Origin of the sequence: Brucella daejeonensis (assembly GCF_014199265.1) — a bacterium.
GTDB lineage: Bacteria > Pseudomonadota > Alphaproteobacteria > Rhizobiales > Rhizobiaceae > Brucella > Brucella daejeonensis.
The window spans coordinates 1-21,017 of sequence record NZ_JACIJG010000017.1 but is presented as its reverse complement, the minus strand read 5'-3'; the positions used below and the strand labels follow the sequence as shown (position 1 = coordinate 21,017).

Sequence of the window (21,017 nt, the reverse complement as noted above, 5' to 3'; positions counted from 1 at the left end):
AATGTTCCCCGCATGGGTCGGTAGCCGGAATAGTAGCAATGAAGCCTTAGCAACTCATTAACCGTGACGGAATGAACCCCGTCATGCGGGCCGGTCACGTTCCCTCGAAGGGCGCGCACTGCGCTTCCCTGAAAAAGCGCTGCACTTGCGCGCTCCATGTCGGATCGGGCGCGAAAACACGCAGCACCGCAACGCCTTCGCCGATGTTCTGCTCGATCAGGATCGAACGCAGGCCAGCCCGCCTCCCATCGGAGCGCAGGCTCGCCATGCCTATCGGGTCGGCAAGGACCAGATCGAGGATGCGTTCGTTGGAGACGCTGTCATTCAGGCTGTAGAGGTTGTCGCCATTGGGCGCATAGATCGACAGCGACCAGTAGGGCACGTCGGAGCCTGCCATCATGTGCACCGGACCGTCGGCCAGATCGAAGCGGCAGGTGGCCTCCACGATCAGCGGATCGCGGTCGCCCACCGGGCCGGTCCTGTGGTCGAGCCGCTGGAAACGATAGGCCTCGTTGCCGGTCTCTATCCGCGACCATGCATTCATGTCGGAATAAACCGGAACGAGGAACAGCACTGCAATATGGACGATTGCCGCGCCGATGATTCCCAGAAGAAGAAGGCGGAGCAGGCGGGCGGGCCGCAGGCTTTCGAACTTTCGGCTAGCCATCTTTACGCTAACCATGGCAGGCCTCCTTGCCCCGGACGAGGGCGGGCATGACCAGATCGGACAGGCCGGACGAGGAAGCAGCGGGTGTGTCGTAAAGCGTCATCACTAGCACGAAATCGCCGCTTCCTTCGACCGGAAGCCAGTTGCCGGGCGCCGCATCGGGGCCGATGGTGATCGTCACGCTGCCATCGTCGCCATAAAGCACTTCGCGGGACTGGAGCGCTTCCTGCAATCCCGCGCGCGGTGCGATCGGTTCGAGATCGGGCGCTGCCGGATAGACGGTCCAGAAGCGGGTGGGCGGCGTCATTCCGCTCAGGCGGTAGGTGCAGCCGCGTTTCAGTTCCCGCCCGCTATTGTCGCTGCGCGCATAAAAGGGCAGTCCTTCAGCGGTTCCGAGCGCCAGATAGGCCTTCCGGGCGGCGCGCGCCTTGGAATAGGGGTCGGCATCGGGCGTACCCGCCGCCGGATAGGCGCTCCACACGCCGACGCGCAATTCTCCGAACCCTTCGAAGCGGTCGAGAATCACATCCACGCTCCAGATGCCGCCGCCAAGCGCCAGCACAAGCACGATCGCTACCTTGAAAACTGTCTTGAACATCGCGCCTCAGAGTACCGATACTTTCGCACGCTCGGCGATCTTGGGCAGAGGCGGTGCGGCAAGGAAGCGATCATGCAACTCCTTGAGAACTTTTGTCGACATCGGCGAGAGGACCCGCGGCGGTGCGGCCATGGTTTCTTCCTGTGCGGCATTCGCCACCTGCGGTTCGCTCTTCCCGGGTGGTGCGGGGAAGGGCGGCGTCACGCCCGGAATGGGCTTCAACTCGATGTTCTGATGTGCATAGGCCATCATGCGCTGCCAGGCCATGGCAGGCAGGACGCCGCCGGTCACACCCTTCATCGGCGTGAAATTGTCGTTGCCGAACCAGACGGCGGCGGTGAAATTGCCGGTAAAGCCGACGAACCACGCATCGCGGTAATTCTGGGTCGTGCCCGTCTTGCCGCCGACGCGCGTCATGGGCAGCGCCGCGCGGCGACCCGTGCCGCGTTCAGGCACCTGCACAAGCATGGTGTTCATTTCCAGCGCGGCTTTTTCCGACAATGCGCGGTGCGGCTTCGGCGCGTCGCGGCTGAAATCCCAAAGCACCTTGCCGTCCGCCGAAACGATCTGCGTGAAAGGGTGGCGGTTTCCGGCCATGCCCGCATTCGGGAACACGTTGAAGCCCGTGGCCTGGTCCATCACCGTCATTTCCGATGTGCCGAGCACCATGGTCTTGTGCGAGGAGATCGGTGATTCCACACCCATCGCCCTGGTCAGCGCGACAACGGGCGCGGTGGTGAGATAATCGCGGGCAAGGCGCACCGGTACGCTGTTCAGAGAGCGGACGAGCGCGGTGGTCAGGTCCACGCGGCCTGCAAAGCTGCGGCCGTAATTGCGCGGCGACCAGTTGCCCCAGCTGATCGGCGCGTCCGAAACGATGGTGCTGGGCGTCAGTCCCTTTTCCATTGCCGCCGCATAGACATAGGGCTTGAAGGACGAGCCTGCCTGCCGCAACGCCCTGGTGGCGCGGTTGAACTGGCTCTCGCCATAATCGCGCCCGCCGACGAGTGCCCGCACCGATCCGTCATTGGCCAGCACGACGGTCGCGGCTTCCGATACGTTATATTCCTTCCCGAACTGGCGCAGGTGATATTCGAGCGATTCTTCCGCTGCCTTCTGGATATTGCGGTCGAGCGTCGTGCGCACGATCAGCGTATGCTGCGGAATGGAGGACGCGACCTTCTTCACCTCCTCAAACGCCCAGTCGAGGAAATAATCGGGACTTTCGTTCTTGGCGCGGTCGATGACGCTGGCCGGATGACGGCGCGCCGCCGCCACCTGTCCCTCGCTCATGAAGCCGCTTTCCACCATGTTGGAAAGCACGACATTGGCGCGGGCGCGCGCGGCGGGCAGGTTGACATGCGGCGCAAACTTGGCCGGAGCCTTGAACAGCCCCGCCAGCATCGCCGCTTCCGCGAGCGAGACATCCTTGATGTTCTTGCCGAAATAGAAATCCGAAGCCGCCGCGATGCCGAACGTGCCGCCGCCCATATAGGCGCGGTCGAGATAGAGCTGAAGGATTTCCTTCTTGCTCAGATTGCTTTCCAGCCACAGCGCGAGAAAGGCTTCCTTGATCTTGCGCTCAATGGTGCGTTCGTTGGAAAGGAACAGGTTCTTGGCCAATTGCTGGGTGATCGTCGAGCCGCCCTGAACCACGCCATTGGCGCGCATGTTCTGGCTGAGCGCGCGGGTCAGCCCCCACAAATCGATACCGTAATGATCGAAGAAGCGACGGTCCTCGGTGCCGAGCACCGCCTTGATGACGTGATCCGGCAATTCGTCGATGGGCACGGCCTGGCGATGGAGGATGCCGCGCTGGCCGATCTCGTTGCCGTAACGGTCGAGGAAGGTGACGGCATAGTCGTCCTGCGCGCGCCAGTCCTTTTTTGTCTCCTCGAAGGCGGGCAAGGCGAGGACCAGCATCAGAACCGCGCCGGAGACGCCGAGGGTAAAGCCTTCGTCCAGAACCTCGACCACCAAACGGCGGAACCCGCGCACGCGAAAGTGCCGCGAGAAGATCGTGACGTTCTCCCACCACTCGCCCAGATTGTAGCGCAGGCCGTAGAGCGAGGAATCGATCCACGCGTCAAGCCCGATCAGCCGCGAAACCCTGAACGGCTTGCGCTTCCCGCTTTCGGGGGCTTTATCTTCCGCTTCACGCATGGACTCTGACTTCGGCACGGTTGGTTTCGCAGACAGGCGGACTTTGTATTTTCATCATAGCAGATAAATAAGCCACACCTCATCTGAAATGGTTAAAGCGCTGGAGCCTTACGTAGAAGGAAAATAATCTTTTATAGGAAAAAAATCCTTGACTGCGTAACGGTGCTTTGTTAGGTTTTCCGTACAGTCGAAGAATTGCGACCGAAACCGGCCCGGACACACAAGACACACGACAGTCAGGTGCGGAAAGCGGACGGATCGGCTCTCCGGGCATTTTTTTAAAAAAGGCAGATAGAGCGATTGCAAGATTGTGGATGCACATTTTAGAACTCTCGACAGGCTGGCGCGTAGTGAGGCGCGTATTCGCCTGGCGCACCAGTTGCAGACCGCGCACGGCATCGATCCCGCCGATCTGGCGGAACTGCTGTCTCTGCCGGTCAGCCAGTATCTCAACCGCCTGGAGCGCCTGAAACTCACAAATTCGAATGAACAGGCCGATACCCGGAAACGGGAGCGGAACGCTGTTCTGGAGCGCCTGCAGGCGGAATTGAAGCGGCTGCTGGATGGTGAGGAACTGCCGGACAAGAGCAAGGCGGAAGCGCTGACCGCACTTGCCCGCGCGGTGAAGTCGGTGGGCGAACTCGCCTCAGACGAGAAGGTGGCTGGTCTCCCCGCCATGGGGGGCATGGTGACCACGGTCGGCGAGGCGCGGAAGGCGCTGAAGCGCATAAGCAGGAGAATCGAAGAACTTGCGGAAAGGCGGGCACGGGAAATCGTGGCTGGCCGGATTGACGCCGCCTCAAATTGCGGCAGCGGAGGCGGAATGGCTGCTTCAGGCGCGTGATGCGCAATTGCCGCCCGGCGGCGACTGGCGCGTCTGGCTCATTCTGGGCGGGCGCGGGTCCGGCAAGACGCGGGCAGGGGCAGAATGGACATCGGGCATGGCGCTCGGCCTGCCGCCTTTCGCGGCGGCGAAATGCGGGCACATCGCGCTGGTCGGCGAAACCTTCGGCGATGCGCGCGAGGTGATGGTGGACGGACCGTCGGGCATTCTGGCGGTCTCGCGGCTGGCGCGCCCGCGCTATGAAGCGACGCGCCGCAGGCTCCTGTGGGACAATGGCGCGGTGGCTTCGCTCTATTCCTCGGAAGACCCGGACAGCCTGCGCGGCCCGCAATTCGACGCTGCATGGTGCGATGAACTGGCGAAATGGAAAAACCCGCAGGAAACATGGGACATGCTGCAATTCGGCCTGCGCCTCGGTACGTTTCCGAGGCAGGTCGTCACCACGACGCCGCGCGCCGTGCCGCTTCTGAAAACACTGGTCTCGGATGTTTCCGTTTCGATGACGCATATGCGGACGGAGGAAAACGCCGCCAATCTGGCGACCGGCTTCCTGGAAGCGGTCAACGGTCGTTACGGGGGCACGAGGCTTGGCAGGCAGGAACTGGCCGGCGAACTGATCGAGGAACGCGCGGGCGCACTCTGGACGCGCGATCTTGTCGAGCAATGTTTCGAAACCGGAACGCCGGAGCTTGTCCGCATCGTGGTGGCTATCGACCCGCCCGCTTCGTCGGGCAAGGCATCGGATGCCTGCGGGATCGTCGTGGCCGGCCTCGACGCGGAAGGGCAGGCCCATGTTCTGGCCGATGCAAGCATGAGCGCCGCAAAGCCGCATGAATGGGCGCGCAGGGCCATCGCGCTTTATCACGCCCATGAGGCCGACGCGATTGTCGCCGAGGTCAATCAGGGCGGCGAGATGGTGGCGGCGGTGCTGGCCGCCGAAGATGCGGCGGTGCCGGTGCTCAAGCGCCACGCTTCGCGGGGCAAATTTCTGCGGGCGGAGCCGGTGGCCGCGCTCTACGAACAGGGGCGCATCCGCCATGCCGGTCGGTTTCCGGCGCTGGAGGACGAAATGTGCGATTTCGCACCGGGCGGTCTTTCCAGCGGCAGGTCGCCGGACCGGCTCGACGCGCTTGTCTGGGCGCTCAGCGAACTGATGCTCGGCACCGAACGCAAACCGCGCATACGCCGGTTTGGCTGAATTTTCATAACGTTGGAGAAGCCATCGAATGGCATGGAACTGGGTCCGAAAATGGCCGGGGCGACGAAACGCGCCCGTATCAGCCACGAAGTCCGACGCCTCGCGTCAGACGAAAATGGCGAACGGTTTTGTCGCATTGCATATGGAGCGCGGCGCGTCGTGGATTGCGCGGGATTATACGTCGCTGGCGCGTGAAGGCTTCATGCGCAATCCGGTCGCGCATCGCTGTGTGCGGATGATCGCCGATGCGGCGAGCAGCATACCATGGCTGCTTTATGAGGGCGCGACCGAACATGAGACGCATCCGCTTCTCGATCTGATCGCCCGGCCGCAGGGCGGCCTGGACGGGGCGACATTCTTCGAGCGGCTTTATGGCCATTTGCTGATTTCCGGCAATGCCTATGTGGAACGTGTCGATTTGCCGAGCGGCGGCATGGAGCTGCATCTGCTGCGCCCGGAGCGTGTAAGCGTCGAGACCGATGCCGAAGGCTGGCCGCTGGCGCTCAACTATCGTTCGGGCGGCACGAGCCGACGTCTTTCGATCGGAAGCCCTGCTGCCAGCGCATTGCAGCTCAAGCTGTTTCACCCGCTGGATGATCACTACGGTTTTCCACCGCTGGAAGCGGCCCTGATGGCGCTCGACCTCCACAATGCGGCGGGCGCCTGGAACAAGGCGCTGCTCGATAATTCTGCCCGCCCTTCTGGTGCGCTGGTCTATGCGCCGAAAGACGGCGGCAACCTGACGGAAGAACAGTTCGAGCGTCTCAAGGAGGAACTGGAAGATGGCTATACGGGCGCATCCGGGGCCGGACGCCCGCTTCTCCTGGAGGGCGGTCTCGACTGGAAGGCGATGGGCTACAGCCCGCAGGACATGGATTTCATCGAAGCCAGGAATGGCGCGGCGCGCGACATCGCGCTGGCTTTCGGTGTGCCGCCCATGCTGCTCGGTATTCCGGGCGACAACACCTACGCCAATTATGCGGAAGCCAACCGCGCCTTTTACCGGCTGACGGTGCTGCCGCTGATCGGTCGCACGGCCAAGGCGCTCAGCGGCTGGCTTGGCCCGCGCTTTGGCGATGACCTGCAACTCGATCACGATATCGACCGTATCGAAGGGCTGTCGGCGGAGCGGGAATCGCTGTGGCGGCGCGTTTCCGATGCGCCGTTTCTGACCGATGAGGAAAAACGCGATGCGGTCGGCTACCAGCCGCATTCAGCTCCGCATTCGAGAAGGAGACCGATATGACCGACCTCAACGATACTGTCCTTGCCTCCGGGCCCGCCTGGATATGGTTCGCCAAGATGGCGGGCGCGGTGGCGGGATCGGCGGTGTCGCTCGCCTATATGCTGCCGCATGGCAGGCGCGAGGCGGCGATCCGCTTTGCCGTCGGCATCATTTGCGGCATGGTTTTCGGCGGGGCCGCGGGCGTGAAGATTGCCGAGGCGCTGGCGCTGGACGGCCTTCTTGGCAGGGCTGAACTGATGCTGATGGGATCAGCCGCCGCAAGCCTCGCCGCCTGGTCGGCGCTTGGCGTGTTCAGGCGCTTTGCCGAGCGGCTGAAACAGGCGCCCATACCCGGAATCCTGCCAGCTGAAAGGGGCCGCAATGGCGAAATCTGATCTGCGGCTGGAAACCAAACGGGCAGCTCTCGCCATCGAGGACGTGGAGCTGGACGGCAGCTTTTCCGGCTATGCCAGCGTCTTCGGGATGCCGGACCTTGGCAATGACGTGATCGAACGGGGCGCTTTCGCCCGTTCTCTCGGCAGGCGGCGCGCGTCGGGCGTGCGCATGTTGTGGCAGCACGATGCCGCCGAACCGATCGGCGTGTGGACCGCGATCCGCGAGGATGCGCGCGGTCTTTATGTGGAGGGCAGGCTTGCCAAGGGCGTTGCGCGGGCGCGCGATGCGCTGGAACTGATGCGCAGCGGCGGGCTGGATGGCCTGTCCATCGGCTTTCGCACCGTCAGGGCGCGCAAGGATGCGCGCACGGGACTGCGTCATATCGTGGAAGCCGACCTCTGGGAAATCTCGATCGTCACCTTTCCGATGCTGCCTGAGGCGCGCGTCAGCAGCGTCAAGGCGGGTCTGCCGACAATACGCGAATTCGAACGCTGGCTCACGCGGGATGCGGGGCTGAGCAGGGCTGCGGCGAAAACCGTGATAGCGAAGGGCTTCGCGGCATTGGCCCGTGGCTGGAACAGGCAGGGGCGGGACGCTCTTCTGCCGGACGAAACGAGCCTCGCGCAGCGTATGCGCGACGCTGCCAGAACAATGATCTGAAACACAAATCACAGGATGAACATGGAAAAAACCCATGCAATCGCGCTCGAAACCAAGAGCGCGGAAACGAAGGCGCTTGCCCATAATGACGGCGATGTCTCCGAGGCCTTCGACGATTTCATGACCGCATTTTCGGCTTTTCGCGAGGCCAATGACGAGCGCTTGAAAAAGGTCGAGAAGGGCGTCGATGCCGATGTGCTGCTGCGCGACAAGGTGGAGCGTATCAACCACGCGCTCGACGAACAGAAGGCGGCGCTCGACCAGTATGTCCTGAAGCAGTCGCGCCCGCCGCTGGGCGGTGTGGCGCCGCTTGCCGATGTCGAGCACAAGCAGGCTTTCGACGGCTATTTGCGCCGTGGCGACGAACAGGCGCTGCGCGGAATCGAGCAGAAGGCGCATTCCTACGCTTCCGGCCCGGACGGCGGTTATCTGGTGCCTTCCGAGCTGGAAGCGGAAATTGGCCGCAGGCTTGCGGTCCTGTCTCCGGTCCGGGGGATTTCCGGTGTGCGTCAGGTCTCGGGCGCGGTTCTCAAAAAGCCGTTTTCGGTCAGCGGTCCGGCGACCGGCTGGGTCGGCGAAACCGATGAACGTCCGCAGACGGCTTCCGCCAAGCTGGCCGAATTGCAGTTCCCGACCATGGAGATCTACGCCATGCCCGCCGCGACCGCGTCGCTTCTCGACGATGCGGCGGTCAATGTCGAGCAGTGGATTGCCGACGAAGTGGAAACGGCCTTCGCGGAACAGGAAGGCGATGCCTTCGTCAATGGCGATGGCGTCAACAAGCCGCGCGGTTTTCTCGATTACGAAAGCGTCGCGGACGATGCCTGGACCTGGGGCAAGATCGGCCACATCGCGACCGGTGTGGCGGGCGCCCTGCCGGAGGAGGACCCGTCGGACAAGCTCATTGAGCTGATCTACGGCCTTCGCGCCGGCTATCGCCAGAACGCCAACTTCGTCATGAACCGCAAGACGCAGAGCGTGCTGCGCAAGCTCAAGGACAATGACGGCAACTATCTCTGGCAGCCGCCCTCCGCCGTTGGCGAGAAGGCTTCCCTGATGGGGTTCGGTCTGGTCGAGGCCGAACATATGCCGGATATCGTCGCCGACAGCCCGGCAATCGCCTTCGGCGATTTCGGACGCGGCTATCTGGTGGTCGACCGTATCGGCGTCCGCGTATTGCGCGATCCATATTCCGCCAAGCCCTACGTGCTCTTCTATACCACCAAGCGCGTGGGCGGCGGCGTGCAGGACTTTGAAGCAATCAAGCTCCTGAAATTTTCCGCCTGATGGAACATGCGGTTTGAAACTGTCAGTTTTTGCAGTGGATTTCGGGGCTACCTGCCGGTTTTGGCAGGTAGTTTCCTGCCCGCAAGCAGGTGAATCTCCGGGAGAGGTTCTTATTCGACTGACTGATTTGAAAGTTAGAATCTAGGGGAAAACATATGACAATGTTTCTTGTCACGCCGCCGGTGCTGGAGCCGGTGACGGTTGCGGATGCACGCGCATTCCTGCGAATTTCCACCGATAGCGAGGATGATATCCTGCGCCGTCTGATCGCGGCCGCCCGTGAAATCATCGAATCCGAAACAGGTCTGTCCCTGATCGACCAGACGTGGCGGCTGCGTGTGGATCGCTGGCCGCGCTCCGGGCGTCTCGCCTTGTTCAAATATCCCGTAAAGATGGTGACGACCGTCGTGGCCTACAGGCCGGACGGAACCGCGATCAGTTTTTCGCCGGAAGAGTTCATCCTGCATCACGGGCGCAGGCCTCAGCGGCTCTATATGGCGCAATATCCCGATGCGTCGGAATTCGTCGGTCTTGAAGTCGATTTCGTGGCCGGTTTCGGTGAAAGCGGCGTCGAGGTGCCGGATGCCCTGAAACAGGCGGTCCTGACGCTTACCGCGCATCTTTACGAATCGCGCGCCGGTGTCGATGCGGCCTCCGCACCGCGCAGCTTTCCGCCCGTCATCGCCCAGATGATCGATAGCTGGCGGCGGGTATCGCTATGAACAATGTCCTCTTCATCGATCCGGGCCAACTCACATCCGAGCTGGCGCTGGAAGCGATGCAGCCGATTGCCGACGGCATGGGCGGTTATGACGAGAGCTGGGACGAGATCGGCATGGTCTGGGGACGGATCGAGCCGGTTTCGACCTCGCAGAAGGATTTCGGCGCCCGGCCGCGGCCTGAAGTGACGCATCGCATTCTGCTGCGGTTTCGCCCCGATCTGTCGTCGGCCATGCGACTGCGCAAGGGCGGGCGCATCTTCTCGCTGCGCTCCGTCCACGACCCGGACGAGAGCGGGCGCTACCTCATCTGTCTGGCGACGGAGCAGGGACGGTGAAGCTTTCAATGCAGGTTACATTCGACGGTCTCGTCCGCGCGCTGCGCTGGAAAGCGTTGTCGGCCGGCGAAACCGTCGCGGTTCAACCCATGCCGTCATCGAGGGGTGGCGACATTTACCAGACCGGTGGAGCAGGCGGAGACAGGCATGAAGAACGGCGCGGCAGCATTGCAGAGGGCACTGTTTGAGGCCCTGAAGAATGACGACGAACTCATTGAATCGATTGGCGGCGAGCACATTTACGATCATGTTCCGCCCAAGGGGCCTTTCCCCTGCGTAACGCTCGGTGAAACGGCCACCCGCGACTGGAATACATCGACGGAGGCGGGCGGCGAGCATTTTCTCAACATATTGATCTGGGCGCGCGAAAGCGGGCGCAAGCGCGTGCTCGACATTGCCGCGAAGATTGCGACGCGGCTCGATGGAATGCCGGTTGAGGTCAACGGCCACAGGCTGGTGAACCTGATGCTGACCGAGGTTCTCGCACGCAATACGGATGGCCTTGGCAGCTATCTCGGCACCATGCGTTACCGCGCCGTGACGGAGCCGGTCGGTTAGAGCGCGTTTCGATCTGATTGAATCAGATCGGCGCTCTAACGCTTTCTATTTCAAGCATAATCTTATCGATCCTCGTTTCACTCCGGTCGGATTGTGCTCTAAACACCTGGAAAACAAGGAAATCACAATGGCAGCACAGAGGGGCAAGGATATCCTGCTCAAGACGGCGGGCGACGACGGCATGTTTGAAACCTGCGCGGGTCTTCGCACCAAGCGCGTCGCCTTCAACGCCGAAACCGTGGATGTCACGGATGCCGATGCCGCCGGGCGCTGGCGGCAATTGCTGGCGGGCAGCGGTGTCCAGCGGGCATCGGTCAGCGGTTCGGGCATTTTCAAGGACGCGGCGTCCGACGCGCTGATCCGCCGGATATTCTTCGAGGGAGAGATCCGCGACTGGCAGATCGTCCTGCCGGATTTCGGCACGATCAGCGGCCCGTTCCAGATCACCGCTCTGGAATATGGCGGCAATCACGATGCCGAGGTGACTTTCGAGATTGCGCTGGAATCGGCAAGCCTCATCACATTCAGCGAGGCGCTGTGATGGTCAATCGCCATCGCGGCGAAATCGCGGCCCGTCTCGACGGTCGCGACTGGACGCTCTGCCTGACGCTGGGCGCTCTGGCGGAACTGGAATCGGCGTTCGAAGTCGATAATCTATCCGATCTCACGGCGCGCTTCTCCAGCGGGCGGCTATCGGCCCGCGACATGCAGCGCATCATCTGTGCGGGGCTTCGCGGCGGCGGTCATTCGGTCAGCGAGGAGGATGTGGCCGACATGCGCGCCGAGGGCGGAGCGGCGGGCTTTGCCCGTATCGTCGCCGCGCTGCTGACGGTTACTTTCGGATCGCCTGATAAGGATTCCACACCAAACCCTTGAATGCCGCAGTTGAATCGAATTCTCCGCCGCCGCCACCTTTTCCCTGGGGTGAGGCGATGCGGATGGGATTCGGTCTGCTGCGGCTGTCTCCGCAGGTATTCTGGTCGATGACGCCGCGTGAACTCAGCGCCGCGCTCGGCCCCGTCGTTCCGGTCTTCAATGCGCCCTCGCGACAATCGCTCGAAGCGCTGATGCGCGCCTTTCCCGACAGGTAAACCCCGACAGGTATAAAATGACAGATGAAACCCTGACCGTATCCGTCAACGCGGATACGAGCGCATTCGATCGCGCGCTGACCGATCTTGAAAAGCGTTCGTCCAGCTTCGGCAACAGCCTGACCTCCGCGCTCAAGGGCGCGATCATGTCCGGCAAGGGGCTTGAGGATGTGTTGCACGGCCTTGCCGCCAGCCTTGCAGGCACGGCGCTTTCTGCCGGAATGCAGCCGCTTCAGAACCTCACGGCATCGATGATGGGCGGGCTGTTCAGCGGCATTCGCGGCATCATGCCCTTTGCCAGGGGCGGCGTGGTGTCCAGCCCGACCTATTTCGGCATGGGCAACGGCGCGCTCGGCCTGACAGGCGAAGCGGGTGCCGAAGCCATCCTGCCGCTTGCCCGCGGCAGCGACGGGCGTCTCGGCGTCGCGACGGGAGGAAACGGCGGCAAGCCTGTGCAGGTTGTGTTCAATATGGTGTCGCCGGACGCATCCTCGTTTCGCAAGTCGGAAGCCCAGCTTTCCACAATGCTGGCGGGCGCCGTGCGTCGCGGCGCACGGAGGCTTTGAGCATGATCGAGGCTTTTCATGATGTGCGCTTTCCGCTCGGCGTCTCTTTCGGAGCGACAGGCGGGCCGGAATGGCGCAACGAAATCGTGGCGCTCACTTCGGGCCACGAAAGGCGCAATGCCCGCTGGGCGCGTTCCCGCCGCCATTTCGATGCCGGAACCGGCCTGCGCTCGCTCGACGATCTCAGGCAGGTGCTGGCTTTCTTCGAAGCGCGGCACGGCTCGCTTCATACATTCCGCTTTCGCGATCCGTTCGATTTCTCGTCGGCTGTGGGCAGCGCGCCGCCCGCAGCAACCGATCAGCATATCGGCACGGGCGACGGTGTGGCGGCGAGCTTCCAGCTCGTCAAACGCTACGAAAGCCATGACCGTATCATCACCCACCCCGTTGTCGGGTCCGTCACCGTGGCGGTTGCCGGTGCGGCCTTGCCCGAAGGCGAAGCCTTCACCGTCGATCCCGTCACCGGAACGGTGACGTTCCAGCCGGATTACGCGCCCGCATCCGGGGCGGACATCACCGCAGGCTTTCTGTTCGATGTGCCGGTGCGCTTCGACACAGAGCGGCTGACCGCGAGCATCGCCTCATTTCAGGCGGGTGAAATTCCGTCGATCCCCATCGTCGAGGTCAAGTCATGATACCCGTTCCCACCGAACTTGAATCACATTTGCAGGGCGAGGTGACAAGCCATTGCTTCGCCTGGCTTATAAGAAGAAGCGATGGCATGGTTCTGGGCTTCACCGATCACGACCGCGCGCTGTCGGTCGACGGGGTTGCCTGCGAACCTTTGACCGGATTGAACAGCAGCGAAGCTTCGACGACGCTCGGCCTGTCGGTAGCGGGCGGCGAAGTGGAGGGCGCGCTGTCCTCGGCCAGGATCAGCGACATCGACATCGAACAGGGCCGCTATGACGGGGCTTCCATCGAGGTCTATCTGGTCAACTGGTCCGCGCCGGAACAGCATATGTTGCTGCGGCGCTGGACGGCGGGCAGGATCAGCCGTTCGGGTAGTCGTTTCGTGATGGAACTGAAAGGCGCCGCCGCCGCTTTTGATGCCGTGCGCGGGCGGCGGGTGCTGCGCAATTGCGACGCGGATTTCGGCGATAGCCGCTGCGCCGTCCCGGTCGCCGATCCGCGCTATTTCGCCGACTGCACGGTGCTTGCGGCTGTCGGGGGCGAACTGACGGCAGTGGGGCTGGACGGTTTTGCGCCCGGCTGGTTCGCCGAAGGAAGGCTGACCTGGACAAGCGGCCCCAACTCCGGTTGGACGGTCCGTGTCGTGAGCCATGCCGGACCTGTCCTGAAACTCGCCGAACCGCCGGTTATGCCAGTCTCTGCGGGTGACGGCTTTCGTGTAATTGCCGGGTGCGACAAGGGCTTTGCCACCTGCAAGGCGAAATTCTCCAACCATCTCAATTTTCGCGGCTTCCCGCATCTGCCGGGCAATGACGCGGCTTTTGCCTATGTCGATGGCGGCAGCGAATATGACGGGAGCGCGCTCGTATCATGACGATTGCCGAACAGGTTCTGGCCGAGGCCGAACGATGGATCGGAACGCCTTACCGGCATGGCGCCTCGACGCGTGGCGTCAGTTGCGATTGCCTCGGTCTGGTGCGCGGTGTCTGGAGAATCCTCTACGGCGCGGAGCCGGAAACGCCCGGTGCCTATGCGCCGGACTGGGCCGAAGTCGCGCCGGGCGATCCCCTGTTGGAGGCGGCGTCGCGCCATATGGCGAAGCGGGAGGCGTCGGCACCCCTGCCGGGCGATCTCGTCGTGTTTCGCTGGCGGGCCGGGCTTGCGGCCAAGCATGTCGGCATCATGGCGCATGAAAACCGGTTCATCCACGCCTATCAGGGGCATCGTGTGATGGCTTCGGCGCTGGTGCCGCAATGGCGAAACCGCCTTGCGGGCATTTTCATCTTTCCCGAACGGAAAATCTGATCCATGGCCACAATTGTTTTGCAGGCGGTAGGTGCTGCGGTCGGCGGCATCTTCGGGCCTGTCGGCGCCGCTATCGGTGCTGGTCTCGGCGCGATGGGCGGTTATGCCATCGACAATGCGCTCATCAATTCCACGCGCCATATAGAAGGCGCGCGCCTGAACGCGGGGCGTGTCACAACCGCCGAGGAAGGCGCTGCCCTTCCTTTCGTCTATGGCACGGTACGGGTTTCGGGCACGCTGATCTGGGCGACGCGTTTCGAAGAGCAGAAGACCACCGAACGCCAGGGCGGCAAGGGCGGACCCAAAGTCACCAGTTACAGCTATTTCGGCAATGCCGCCTATGCGGTCGCGGAAGGGACGATTGCGGGTATCCGCCGCGTCTGGGCGGACGGACAGGAACTGGACCTGACCGAAATCGAAATGCGGGTCTGTCACGGCACTGAAATGCAGGATCCCGATCCGCTGATCGAGGCCAAGCAAGGGGTGGGAAATGCACCGGCCTATCGCGGCACGGCCTATGTGGTGTTCGAGCGTATCCCGCTCGACCGGTTCGGCAATCGTCTGCCGCAATTCCAGTTCGAGGTGATGCGGCCCGTCGGTGCGGTGGCGCGTTCGGTCCGCGCCGTGGCTCTCATTCCCGGCTCGACGGAGTTCGGGTTGTCGCCCGATCCGGTCAGCGATGAGCCGCTGGCAGGCCAGAAGCGCTGGATCAACCGCAATATCCTGCGCGGCCGCAGCGACTGGACTGCCTCCATGGATGAATTGCAGGCGCTTTGTCCGGGCCTGCGCCATGTCGCAATCGTGCTGCCATGGTTCGGCGACGATCTGCGCGCCGGTTCCTGCCGCATCCGCCCCGGCGTGACGAGCCTTTCCGCCCGCAAGCCGAGCCACGTCTGGCGGGTGGACAACGTCACCCGTGAAGAGGCGCATCTGATATCGACGAGCGGCGAGGGTGCGGCCTATGGCGGAACGCCGTCCGACGCGAGCGTGATCGCGGCTATCCGCGACGCGAAGGCGCGCGGCCTTGGTGTTACGCTATATCCTTTCATCATGATGGATGTACCGGAAGGCAACGAGCTTCCGTCTCCCTATGGCGGGGTCGGCCAGCCCGCCTATCCGTGGCGCGGCCGTGTCACCTGTCATCCGGCGACCGGCATGGCGGGTTCGCCTGACGGAGCCGCGGGCGCGGCGACACAGGTGCAGGCTTTCGTGCAAGGGGAATGGGGCTATCGCCGCTTCCTCCACCATTGCGCCGATCTTGCTATAGAGGCAGGCGGCGTCGATGCATTCCTGCTCGGATCGGAACTGCGCGGCCTGACCGGCATTCGCGACGGTCAGGCAAGCTTTCCTTTCGTGACGCATCTATGCGCGCTTGCTGCCGACATGCGGGCGAAGCTCGGTTCCGGTTGCAGGATCACCTACGGCGCGGACTGGTCGGAATATTTCGGCTATCAGGCACAGGACGGCACCGGCGATCTGTTCTTCAATCTGGATCCTCTCTGGGCTCACCCTGCCATAGATGCCATCGGCATCGACAATTACATGCCGCTTGCCGACTGGCGTGACGGCGATCTCGACGGCGGCAACCCGGATAGTTTTGCAACGGCCTACGATCTTGACGGCCTCACCGGCCAGGTGGCTTCGGGCGAGGGCTATGACTGGTTTTATGCAAGCGCCGGGGACCGTGAGGCGCGCAGGCGCTTGCCCATCGCGGACGGTCTTGCGAGCAAGCCGTGGGTCTATCGATACAAGGACCTCGAAGGCTGGTGGAGCAACCGGCATTATAACCGAATCGCAGGCGCCGAATTGCCTGAACCGACTGCCTGGGTGCCCCGGTCGAAGCCGTTCTGGTTCACCGAACTCGGCTGTCCCGCTGTCGACAAGGGCCCGAACCAGCCGAATGTCTTTCCAGATCCGAAATCGTCGGAAAATGCTACGCCCTATTTTTCGAACGGGTCGCGTGCGGATATAGGCATGGATCGCTTCCTGCGGGCGCATTACCGACACTGGCAGGGCAATAATCCCGTCTCGCCGGTCTATGGCGGGCCGATGCTGGATACGGATCGCATCTATCTCTGGTCCTGGGATACGCGGCCCTTCCCGGAGTTTCCGCTTGCCGCAGACCTGTGGGGCGATACGGCCAACTGGCGGCTCGGCCATTGGCTGAACGGGCGCATCAGCGGCGTGTCGCTGGATGAACTTATTGCAGCGATCCTGAAGGATTTCGATCTGCCGGAGGCGGATTGCGCCGGTGCTGACGGCCACCTTTCCGGGTTTGTCGTCGCCGAGCCGTCGAGCGCGCGGGGCGTGCTGGAACCGCTCCTGAATGTCTTCGGCGTCCACGGCTATGAACAGGCCGGGCGCTTCGTGTTCAAAAGCATTGCGCGCGCCGGATCGGCGCTGGCGCTTGCCGATTTCGTTCAGCCGGACGAAGGTGAGGCGCTGACGGCGGTGATCGAGGACCGGGACGACTTGCCCTCGGTGGCGCAGCTTTACTGCAACGATCCGTTGCGGGATTTCCAGATTGCGGGCGCGTCCGTGCGCCGCGACGAGGGGCAGGGCACGGAAACGCTCAGTCTTTCGGGCGTCATGGAGCAGGGGCCGGCCAGCGCGCTCGCCGAAGCCTGGATGGCGCGGCGTCATGCCGAACGCCGCACGGCGCAATTCTCGCTGCCATGGTCGGCGGCGGCGCTCCATGTCGGCGACCGGGTGCGGCTTGGCGTTCTGGACGGAGAGCGAAACTATGCCGTGACCGGGCTTGAAGATGGCGAGGTTCGCGCCGTTCGCGCGGTTGCGCTCGCCCCGAACATCGCCCTTGCCGACCACGGTACGACGCCGACGCGACCGCCCGGTGGTCCGGCGCTCGACATGAAGCCGGTCTTCCATCTTATCGATCTGCCGCTCTGGCCGGGCGCGGAAGACCCGGCGGCACAGTTCCGCATCGCCTGTCATGCAAAGCCATGGCGCGGCGCGGCGGTGTTCGCGTCGCCTTCCGACGACGGTTTTGCGGAACGCGCGATCGTACAGAACCGGGCAATCATGGGCGAACTGACCGCGCCGCTTGACGGCGGGCCGAGCGGACGCCTGATCGAAGGGCAGGCGGTCGAGGTCGCGCTTTATGCGGGCGAACTGCAATCGCGGCCGCTTTCCCAGATATTGAACGGAGCCAATACCGCGCTGCTGCGCGCGGACGGTGGCGAATGGGAAGTGTTCCAGTTTCTGGAGGCGGAGGAAATCGGCCTCAACCGCTGGAAGCTTACCCGCCTGTTGCGCGGGCAGTTGGGAACCGAGCTTGCCGCTTCCATGGTCAAGCAAGTCGAGACGCCTTTCGTGCTTCTCGACGGGGCGGTGGCTGCGGCCGGTCTGCAAGCCTCGGAAATCGGGCTTGAACTGAACTGGCGTGTGGGAACGGCGGGGAAAAGCTTTTCTTCCGAGTTCTTCGACACGGTTCGGGCCCAGGGCGGTCTGCGCGGCTTGCGTCCGCCAAGCCCGGTTCATCTGAACATGACGAGACTGCCCGATGGCGATCTCGTCTTCAACTGGATCAGGCGCGGGCGCATCGATGCCGATGACTGGCTCGGTGAAGATATTCCGCTGGGTGAAGAGCGCGAGGCCTATCGCGTCGAAATCTGGCGGAACGGCCTGCTTGCAAGAAGCAGTCAGGCGCTGTCCCCTTCATGGATTTACGAGTGGGCGCAAAGAGAGGCCGACATGGGCGATGCGGCGTTTCAGTTCCGCGTCGCGATGATCGGCGCAAAGAGCGGTCCGGGAGATTTCGCGCTTCTGGACGTGGCAATAACGAATTGAGAGGAAATGATATGGACACGGAAAAATCTTGGTATCTTTCGCGCACGGTCTGGGCCGGTCTGGTGACGCTTTGTCTGCCGCTGGCCAGTGCTTTCGGCGTGGCCACCGACATGATCAATCAGGGCGCGCTAACGGATGTTGTGCTGCAACTGGCGACCGCAATAGCCGGAATTGTTACGGTAATCGGGCGCGTCGGAGCAACTTCACGCATTTCATAATTTCACAAAGCGTGATAGTCAGACTCTGAATTTTCCTTTGGGCCTTGGCGGGAAGAACGTTTGTTCATGCATCGTTCAGAAGCCGGGCGCTATATAAGGCGGCATGATGAAACAGAACTCTGCACTCAAAGTTTTCGCGCTCCTCGCGGTTAGTATTGGCTTGTTGCCGGTCGATGCCGGCGCCTTGCCGATTGCTGCGCCGCAGAAGTCCAGTCTCGTGATTGCCGCTGCCGGAGATTGCGCGGCTGTCGGTGAAAAGGTGGCTGCCCAGCAGGGCGGCCAGCTTGCCAAGGCAACCGCCACCACGCAGAACGGCCGCCCCATGTGCGTGGTCGTCGTGCTGGTGCCGGGACGCGATGGCGAACGTCCGCGCCGCGTCGAAGTGGCTGTTCCCGCTCAATAGCAACGGCTTTCGCCGCTGTCTTTCATGAATTGAGGGAGAATGTCCGCTTGCGTATCCTGATCGTTGAAGACGACAAGGACCTGAACCGCCAGCTTTCCGAAGCGATGGCCGCGGCCGGTTATGTCGTCGACCGCGCCTATGACGGCGAGGAAGGCCATTATCTGGGCGATACCGAGCCTTACGATGCGGTGGTGCTGGATATCGGCCTGCCGCGCATGGACGGTATCAGCGTCGTGGAACGCTGGCGGCGCAGCGGGCGTTCCATGCCCGTGCTGATGCTGACCGCCCGTGACCGCTGGAGCGACAAGGTGGCCGGTATCGACGCCGGTGCCGACGATTATGTGGCCAAGCCGTTCCATATAGAGGAAGTGCTGGCGCGTCTGCGCGCGCTGATCCGCCGTGCGGCGGGCCATGCCTCGTCCGAACTTGTCTGCGGCCCGCTTTATCTCGACACCAAGACGTCCAAGGTGAGTGTCGATGGTGCCGCGCTGAAGCTGACCTCGCACGAATACCGGCTCCTGTCCTATCTGATGCACCATATGGACGAGGTGGTTTCGCGTACCGAACTGGTCGAACATCTCTACGATCAGGATTTCGACCGCGATTCCAACACGATTGAAGTCTTCGTCGGCCGTCTGCGCAAGAAGATGGGTGTCGACCTGATCGAAACCGTGCGCGGCATGGGATACCGCATCCGCTCGCAAGCGCCGGATGGCGGCGAGGGCGAAGCGAAAGGGAACGGCAACTGAAGCTTCTGCGCCTCTTTCCGCTGCGGTCGCTCGCAGTCCGCGTCGTCACCCTTTCAACGATCTGGGTCATCGTCGCGCTCGTGGTGGTGGCGACATTCATCGGTTCGCTTTATGGCGATGCCGCGCGCAGCAATTTCGAGCGTCTTCTGACAGCCCATCTGTTCAGCCTCGTCGGCGCCGTCAGCATTTCCGGCGACGGTACACTGCAAGGACGGCCCGAGCTTGGCGAGTTGCGCTATTCCAGTCCGCTTTCGGGATGGTACTGGTCGGTCGATCCGCTGTCGCCAAACCTGACCGGAAAACTTGAGTCCCCCTCGCTCATCGGACGCCTGGTGCCGGAAATGCCGGTCGCGCAGGCTCCGTTCGATAGCTCCTTCATGCGCAGCTATACCTTGCCGGGCCTCAACGGCGAGGAACTGTTCATCGTCGAAACGGAAGTGGTGCTGGACAATGCCAACCGCGTTGCCCGTTTCCGGGTGATGGGCAATCTCAGCGAGGTCCTGAAGGAAATATCCGATTTCAGGACCAGCCTTGCAATCTATCTGGGAATCTTCGGCATCGGCAGTATTCTCATCAATGCCGCCGTGATCCTGTTCGGGCTGCGTCCGCTGGACAAGGTGCGGCAGGCCCTGACCGATATTCGCGAGGGACGTTCATCGAAGCTCGACGCGTCGCTCCCTGTTGAAATCGCGCCGCTCGCCAGCGAAATGAATGCTCTGATCGAAAATAACCGGCGCATCGTCGAACGCTCGCGGACACAGGTCGGCAATCTCGCCCATTCCCTCAAGACGCCGCTTTCCGTCCTCGTCAACGAGGCGCGCAGCATGGGCGGCGAACATGGGCGTATCGTGCAGGAACAGAGCGAGGCCATGCAGGTGCAGATACAGCATTATCTGCAACGGGCCCGCATCGCGGCGCAGCGGGACAGTGTGGTCTTCCGCACGCCCGTCACCCCGGTTCTGGAACGCATGAAACGCGTGACCGCGAAGCTGAACCCGGCTTTCAGCGTGACCTTCAGGAACGATCTGCCCGAAGCGGTTTTCGCGGGCGAACGCGAAGATCTGGAGGAGATTGTCGGAAATCTTCTGGAAAATGCAGGGAAATGGGGCCGCAAATATATCGGGATCGGGCTGGCGCCCGTTATGGGAAGCCAACGGCAGTTCGAACTTCTGATCGAGGATGACGGGCCGGGGCTTGCTCCCGACAAGATCGAAGCGGCGTTGAAGCGCGGAAATCGCATTGACGAAACGAAGCCGGGCACCGGCCTCGGTCTTGCCATCGTCCAGGATACGGTTCGTGAATATGGCGGCAGCCTGCATCTGGGGAAGGGGGCGCGCGGCGGACTTGCAGTCCGGGTCGTGCTGCCGTTGACCGAAGATTGACGGTTGTGTTTGGCCGAAAGCCGACTAGTGGATTGAATTTGACGTTTGAATCCCGACTGAATGAGATGCTGCTTCAAACGTCAAATTCGAAAAATCCACTAGATACATAAAGTTGCTAGAGCGTGGTGACGATTTAAGGATTTAGGGTTCCCCCGATGCGAGAAATCGGATTCAAGGCTGATTTTGGAGATCAGCGATGGATTGTGACGC

General features: G+C 62.5%; 25 protein-coding genes. 22 read left to right on the top strand and 3 right to left on the bottom strand.

Annotated features, from left to right (window positions below; translation table 11 throughout):
• Positions 1–94: 94 nt before the first annotated feature.
• From FHS76_RS17790 to FHS76_RS17780, 3 genes are read right to left on the bottom strand one after another with little or no spacing between them, the layout of a single operon-like run.
• Positions 95–682, bottom strand: a complete 588-nt coding sequence (locus FHS76_RS17790) for a DUF1254 domain-containing protein (protein WP_235992748.1) — start codon at positions 680–682, stop codon at positions 95–97.
• Positions 675–1,265 (bottom strand): DUF1214 domain-containing protein, encoded by a 591-nt coding sequence (locus FHS76_RS17785; RefSeq protein ID WP_183655905.1) that lies wholly within the window; start codon positions 1,263–1,265, stop codon positions 675–677. Before FHS76_RS17785 ends, FHS76_RS17790 begins: the two co-directional genes overlap by 8 nt.
• Before the next feature lie 6 nt (positions 1,266–1,271).
• The gene (locus tag FHS76_RS17780) at positions 1,272–3,446 is read right to left on the bottom strand and encodes a transglycosylase domain-containing protein (RefSeq protein ID WP_374828644.1); all 2,175 of its coding nucleotides are present in this window, start codon (positions 3,444–3,446) and stop codon (positions 1,272–1,274) included.
• 292 nt (positions 3,447–3,738) lie between these two features.
• Here FHS76_RS17780 and FHS76_RS17775 point away from each other — a divergent pair, with 292 nt between their 5' ends.
• From FHS76_RS17775 to FHS76_RS17670, 22 genes are all read left to right on the top strand, one after another.
• Complete coding sequence (locus FHS76_RS17775) at positions 3,739–4,272, top strand: hypothetical protein (protein WP_328700519.1); 534 nt, start codon at positions 3,739–3,741, stop codon at positions 4,270–4,272.
• A complete protein-coding gene (locus tag FHS76_RS17770; protein WP_374828648.1) occupies positions 4,208–5,470 on the top strand; it encodes a DNA-packaging protein in 1,263 nt (420 codons plus the stop codon). Before FHS76_RS17775 ends, FHS76_RS17770 begins: the two co-directional genes overlap by 65 nt.
• 28 nt (positions 5,471–5,498) lie before the next feature.
• Positions 5,499–6,716 (top strand): phage portal protein, encoded by a 1,218-nt coding sequence (locus tag FHS76_RS17765; RefSeq protein ID WP_183655899.1) that lies wholly within the window; start codon positions 5,499–5,501, stop codon positions 6,714–6,716.
• Positions 6,713–7,090 carry a DUF6107 family protein gene (locus FHS76_RS17760; protein WP_183655896.1) on the top strand — a complete coding sequence of 126 codons (378 nt, stop codon included), beginning with the start codon at positions 6,713–6,715 and terminating at the stop codon, positions 7,088–7,090. Before FHS76_RS17765 ends, FHS76_RS17760 begins: the two co-directional genes overlap by 4 nt.
• The gene (locus FHS76_RS17755) at positions 7,077–7,751 is read left to right on the top strand and encodes an HK97 family phage prohead protease (RefSeq protein ID WP_183655893.1); all 675 of its coding nucleotides are present in this window, start codon (positions 7,077–7,079) and stop codon (positions 7,749–7,751) included. The genes FHS76_RS17760 and FHS76_RS17755 overlap by 14 nt, the downstream gene beginning before the upstream one ends.
• 21 nt (positions 7,752–7,772) lie before the next feature.
• Entirely contained in the window at positions 7,773–9,038 is a 1,266-nt protein-coding gene (locus FHS76_RS17750) for a phage major capsid protein (RefSeq protein WP_183655890.1), read from the top strand.
• 155 nt (positions 9,039–9,193) lie between these two features.
• Entirely contained in the window at positions 9,194–9,760 is a 567-nt protein-coding gene (locus tag FHS76_RS17745; RefSeq protein WP_183655887.1) for a head-tail connector protein, read from the top strand.
• Positions 9,757–10,095 (top strand): phage head closure protein, encoded by a 339-nt coding sequence (locus tag FHS76_RS17740; protein ID WP_183655884.1) that lies wholly within the window; start codon positions 9,757–9,759, stop codon positions 10,093–10,095. Before FHS76_RS17745 ends, FHS76_RS17740 begins: the two co-directional genes overlap by 4 nt.
• Positions 10,096–10,103: 8 nt before the next feature.
• Positions 10,104–10,283 carry a hypothetical protein gene (locus tag FHS76_RS17735; RefSeq protein ID WP_183655881.1) on the top strand — a complete coding sequence of 60 codons (180 nt, stop codon included), beginning with the start codon at positions 10,104–10,106 and terminating at the stop codon, positions 10,281–10,283.
• Positions 10,243–10,653, top strand: coding sequence for a DUF3168 domain-containing protein (locus FHS76_RS17730; protein WP_183655879.1), 411 nt, complete (start codon positions 10,243–10,245; stop codon positions 10,651–10,653). The genes FHS76_RS17735 and FHS76_RS17730 overlap by 41 nt, the downstream gene beginning before the upstream one ends.
• Before the next feature lie 127 nt (positions 10,654–10,780).
• The gene (locus FHS76_RS17725; RefSeq protein WP_183655877.1) at positions 10,781–11,194 is read left to right on the top strand and encodes a phage major tail protein, TP901-1 family; all 414 of its coding nucleotides are present in this window, start codon (positions 10,781–10,783) and stop codon (positions 11,192–11,194) included.
• Positions 11,194–11,529: a gene transfer agent family protein gene (locus FHS76_RS17720; RefSeq protein ID WP_183655875.1), complete on the top strand. Its 336-nt coding sequence runs from the start codon at positions 11,194–11,196 to the stop codon at positions 11,527–11,529. The genes FHS76_RS17725 and FHS76_RS17720 overlap by 1 nt, the downstream gene beginning before the upstream one ends.
• A complete protein-coding gene (locus tag FHS76_RS17715; protein WP_183655873.1) occupies positions 11,526–11,744 on the top strand; it encodes a rcc01693 family protein in 219 nt (72 codons plus the stop codon). The genes FHS76_RS17720 and FHS76_RS17715 overlap by 4 nt, the downstream gene beginning before the upstream one ends.
• A 17-nt stretch (positions 11,745–11,761) precedes the next feature.
• Positions 11,762–12,310: a phage tail tape measure protein gene (locus FHS76_RS17710; RefSeq protein ID WP_183655871.1), complete on the top strand. Its 549-nt coding sequence runs from the start codon at positions 11,762–11,764 to the stop codon at positions 12,308–12,310.
• A 2-nt stretch (positions 12,311–12,312) separates the two neighbouring features.
• Positions 12,313–12,945: a DUF2460 domain-containing protein gene (locus FHS76_RS17705; RefSeq protein WP_183655869.1), complete on the top strand. Its 633-nt coding sequence runs from the start codon at positions 12,313–12,315 to the stop codon at positions 12,943–12,945.
• A complete protein-coding gene (locus tag FHS76_RS17700) occupies positions 12,942–13,817 on the top strand; it encodes a DUF2163 domain-containing protein (RefSeq protein WP_183655867.1) in 876 nt (291 codons plus the stop codon). The genes FHS76_RS17705 and FHS76_RS17700 overlap by 4 nt, the downstream gene beginning before the upstream one ends.
• A complete protein-coding gene (locus FHS76_RS17695; protein WP_183655864.1) occupies positions 13,814–14,248 on the top strand; it encodes an NlpC/P60 family protein in 435 nt (144 codons plus the stop codon). Before FHS76_RS17700 ends, FHS76_RS17695 begins: the two co-directional genes overlap by 4 nt.
• Before the next feature lie 3 nt (positions 14,249–14,251).
• Positions 14,252–18,055: a baseplate multidomain protein megatron gene (locus tag FHS76_RS17690; RefSeq protein ID WP_183655861.1), complete on the top strand. Its 3,804-nt coding sequence runs from the start codon at positions 14,252–14,254 to the stop codon at positions 18,053–18,055.
• Between the two features lie 11 nt (positions 18,056–18,066).
• A complete protein-coding gene (locus tag FHS76_RS17685) occupies positions 18,067–18,273 on the top strand; it encodes a hypothetical protein (RefSeq protein ID WP_183655858.1) in 207 nt (68 codons plus the stop codon).
• Between the two features lie 106 nt (positions 18,274–18,379).
• Positions 18,380–18,676, top strand: a complete 297-nt coding sequence (locus FHS76_RS17680) for a hypothetical protein (protein ID WP_183655854.1) — start codon at positions 18,380–18,382, stop codon at positions 18,674–18,676.
• Between the two features lie 47 nt (positions 18,677–18,723).
• Complete coding sequence (locus tag FHS76_RS17675; RefSeq protein WP_183655851.1) at positions 18,724–19,425, top strand: response regulator transcription factor; 702 nt, start codon at positions 18,724–18,726, stop codon at positions 19,423–19,425.
• Positions 19,426–19,508: 83 nt separating this feature from the next.
• Positions 19,509–20,807, top strand: a complete 1,299-nt coding sequence (locus FHS76_RS17670; RefSeq protein ID WP_183655848.1) for an ATP-binding protein — start codon at positions 19,509–19,511, stop codon at positions 20,805–20,807.
• Positions 20,808–21,017: the final 210 nt, after the last annotated feature.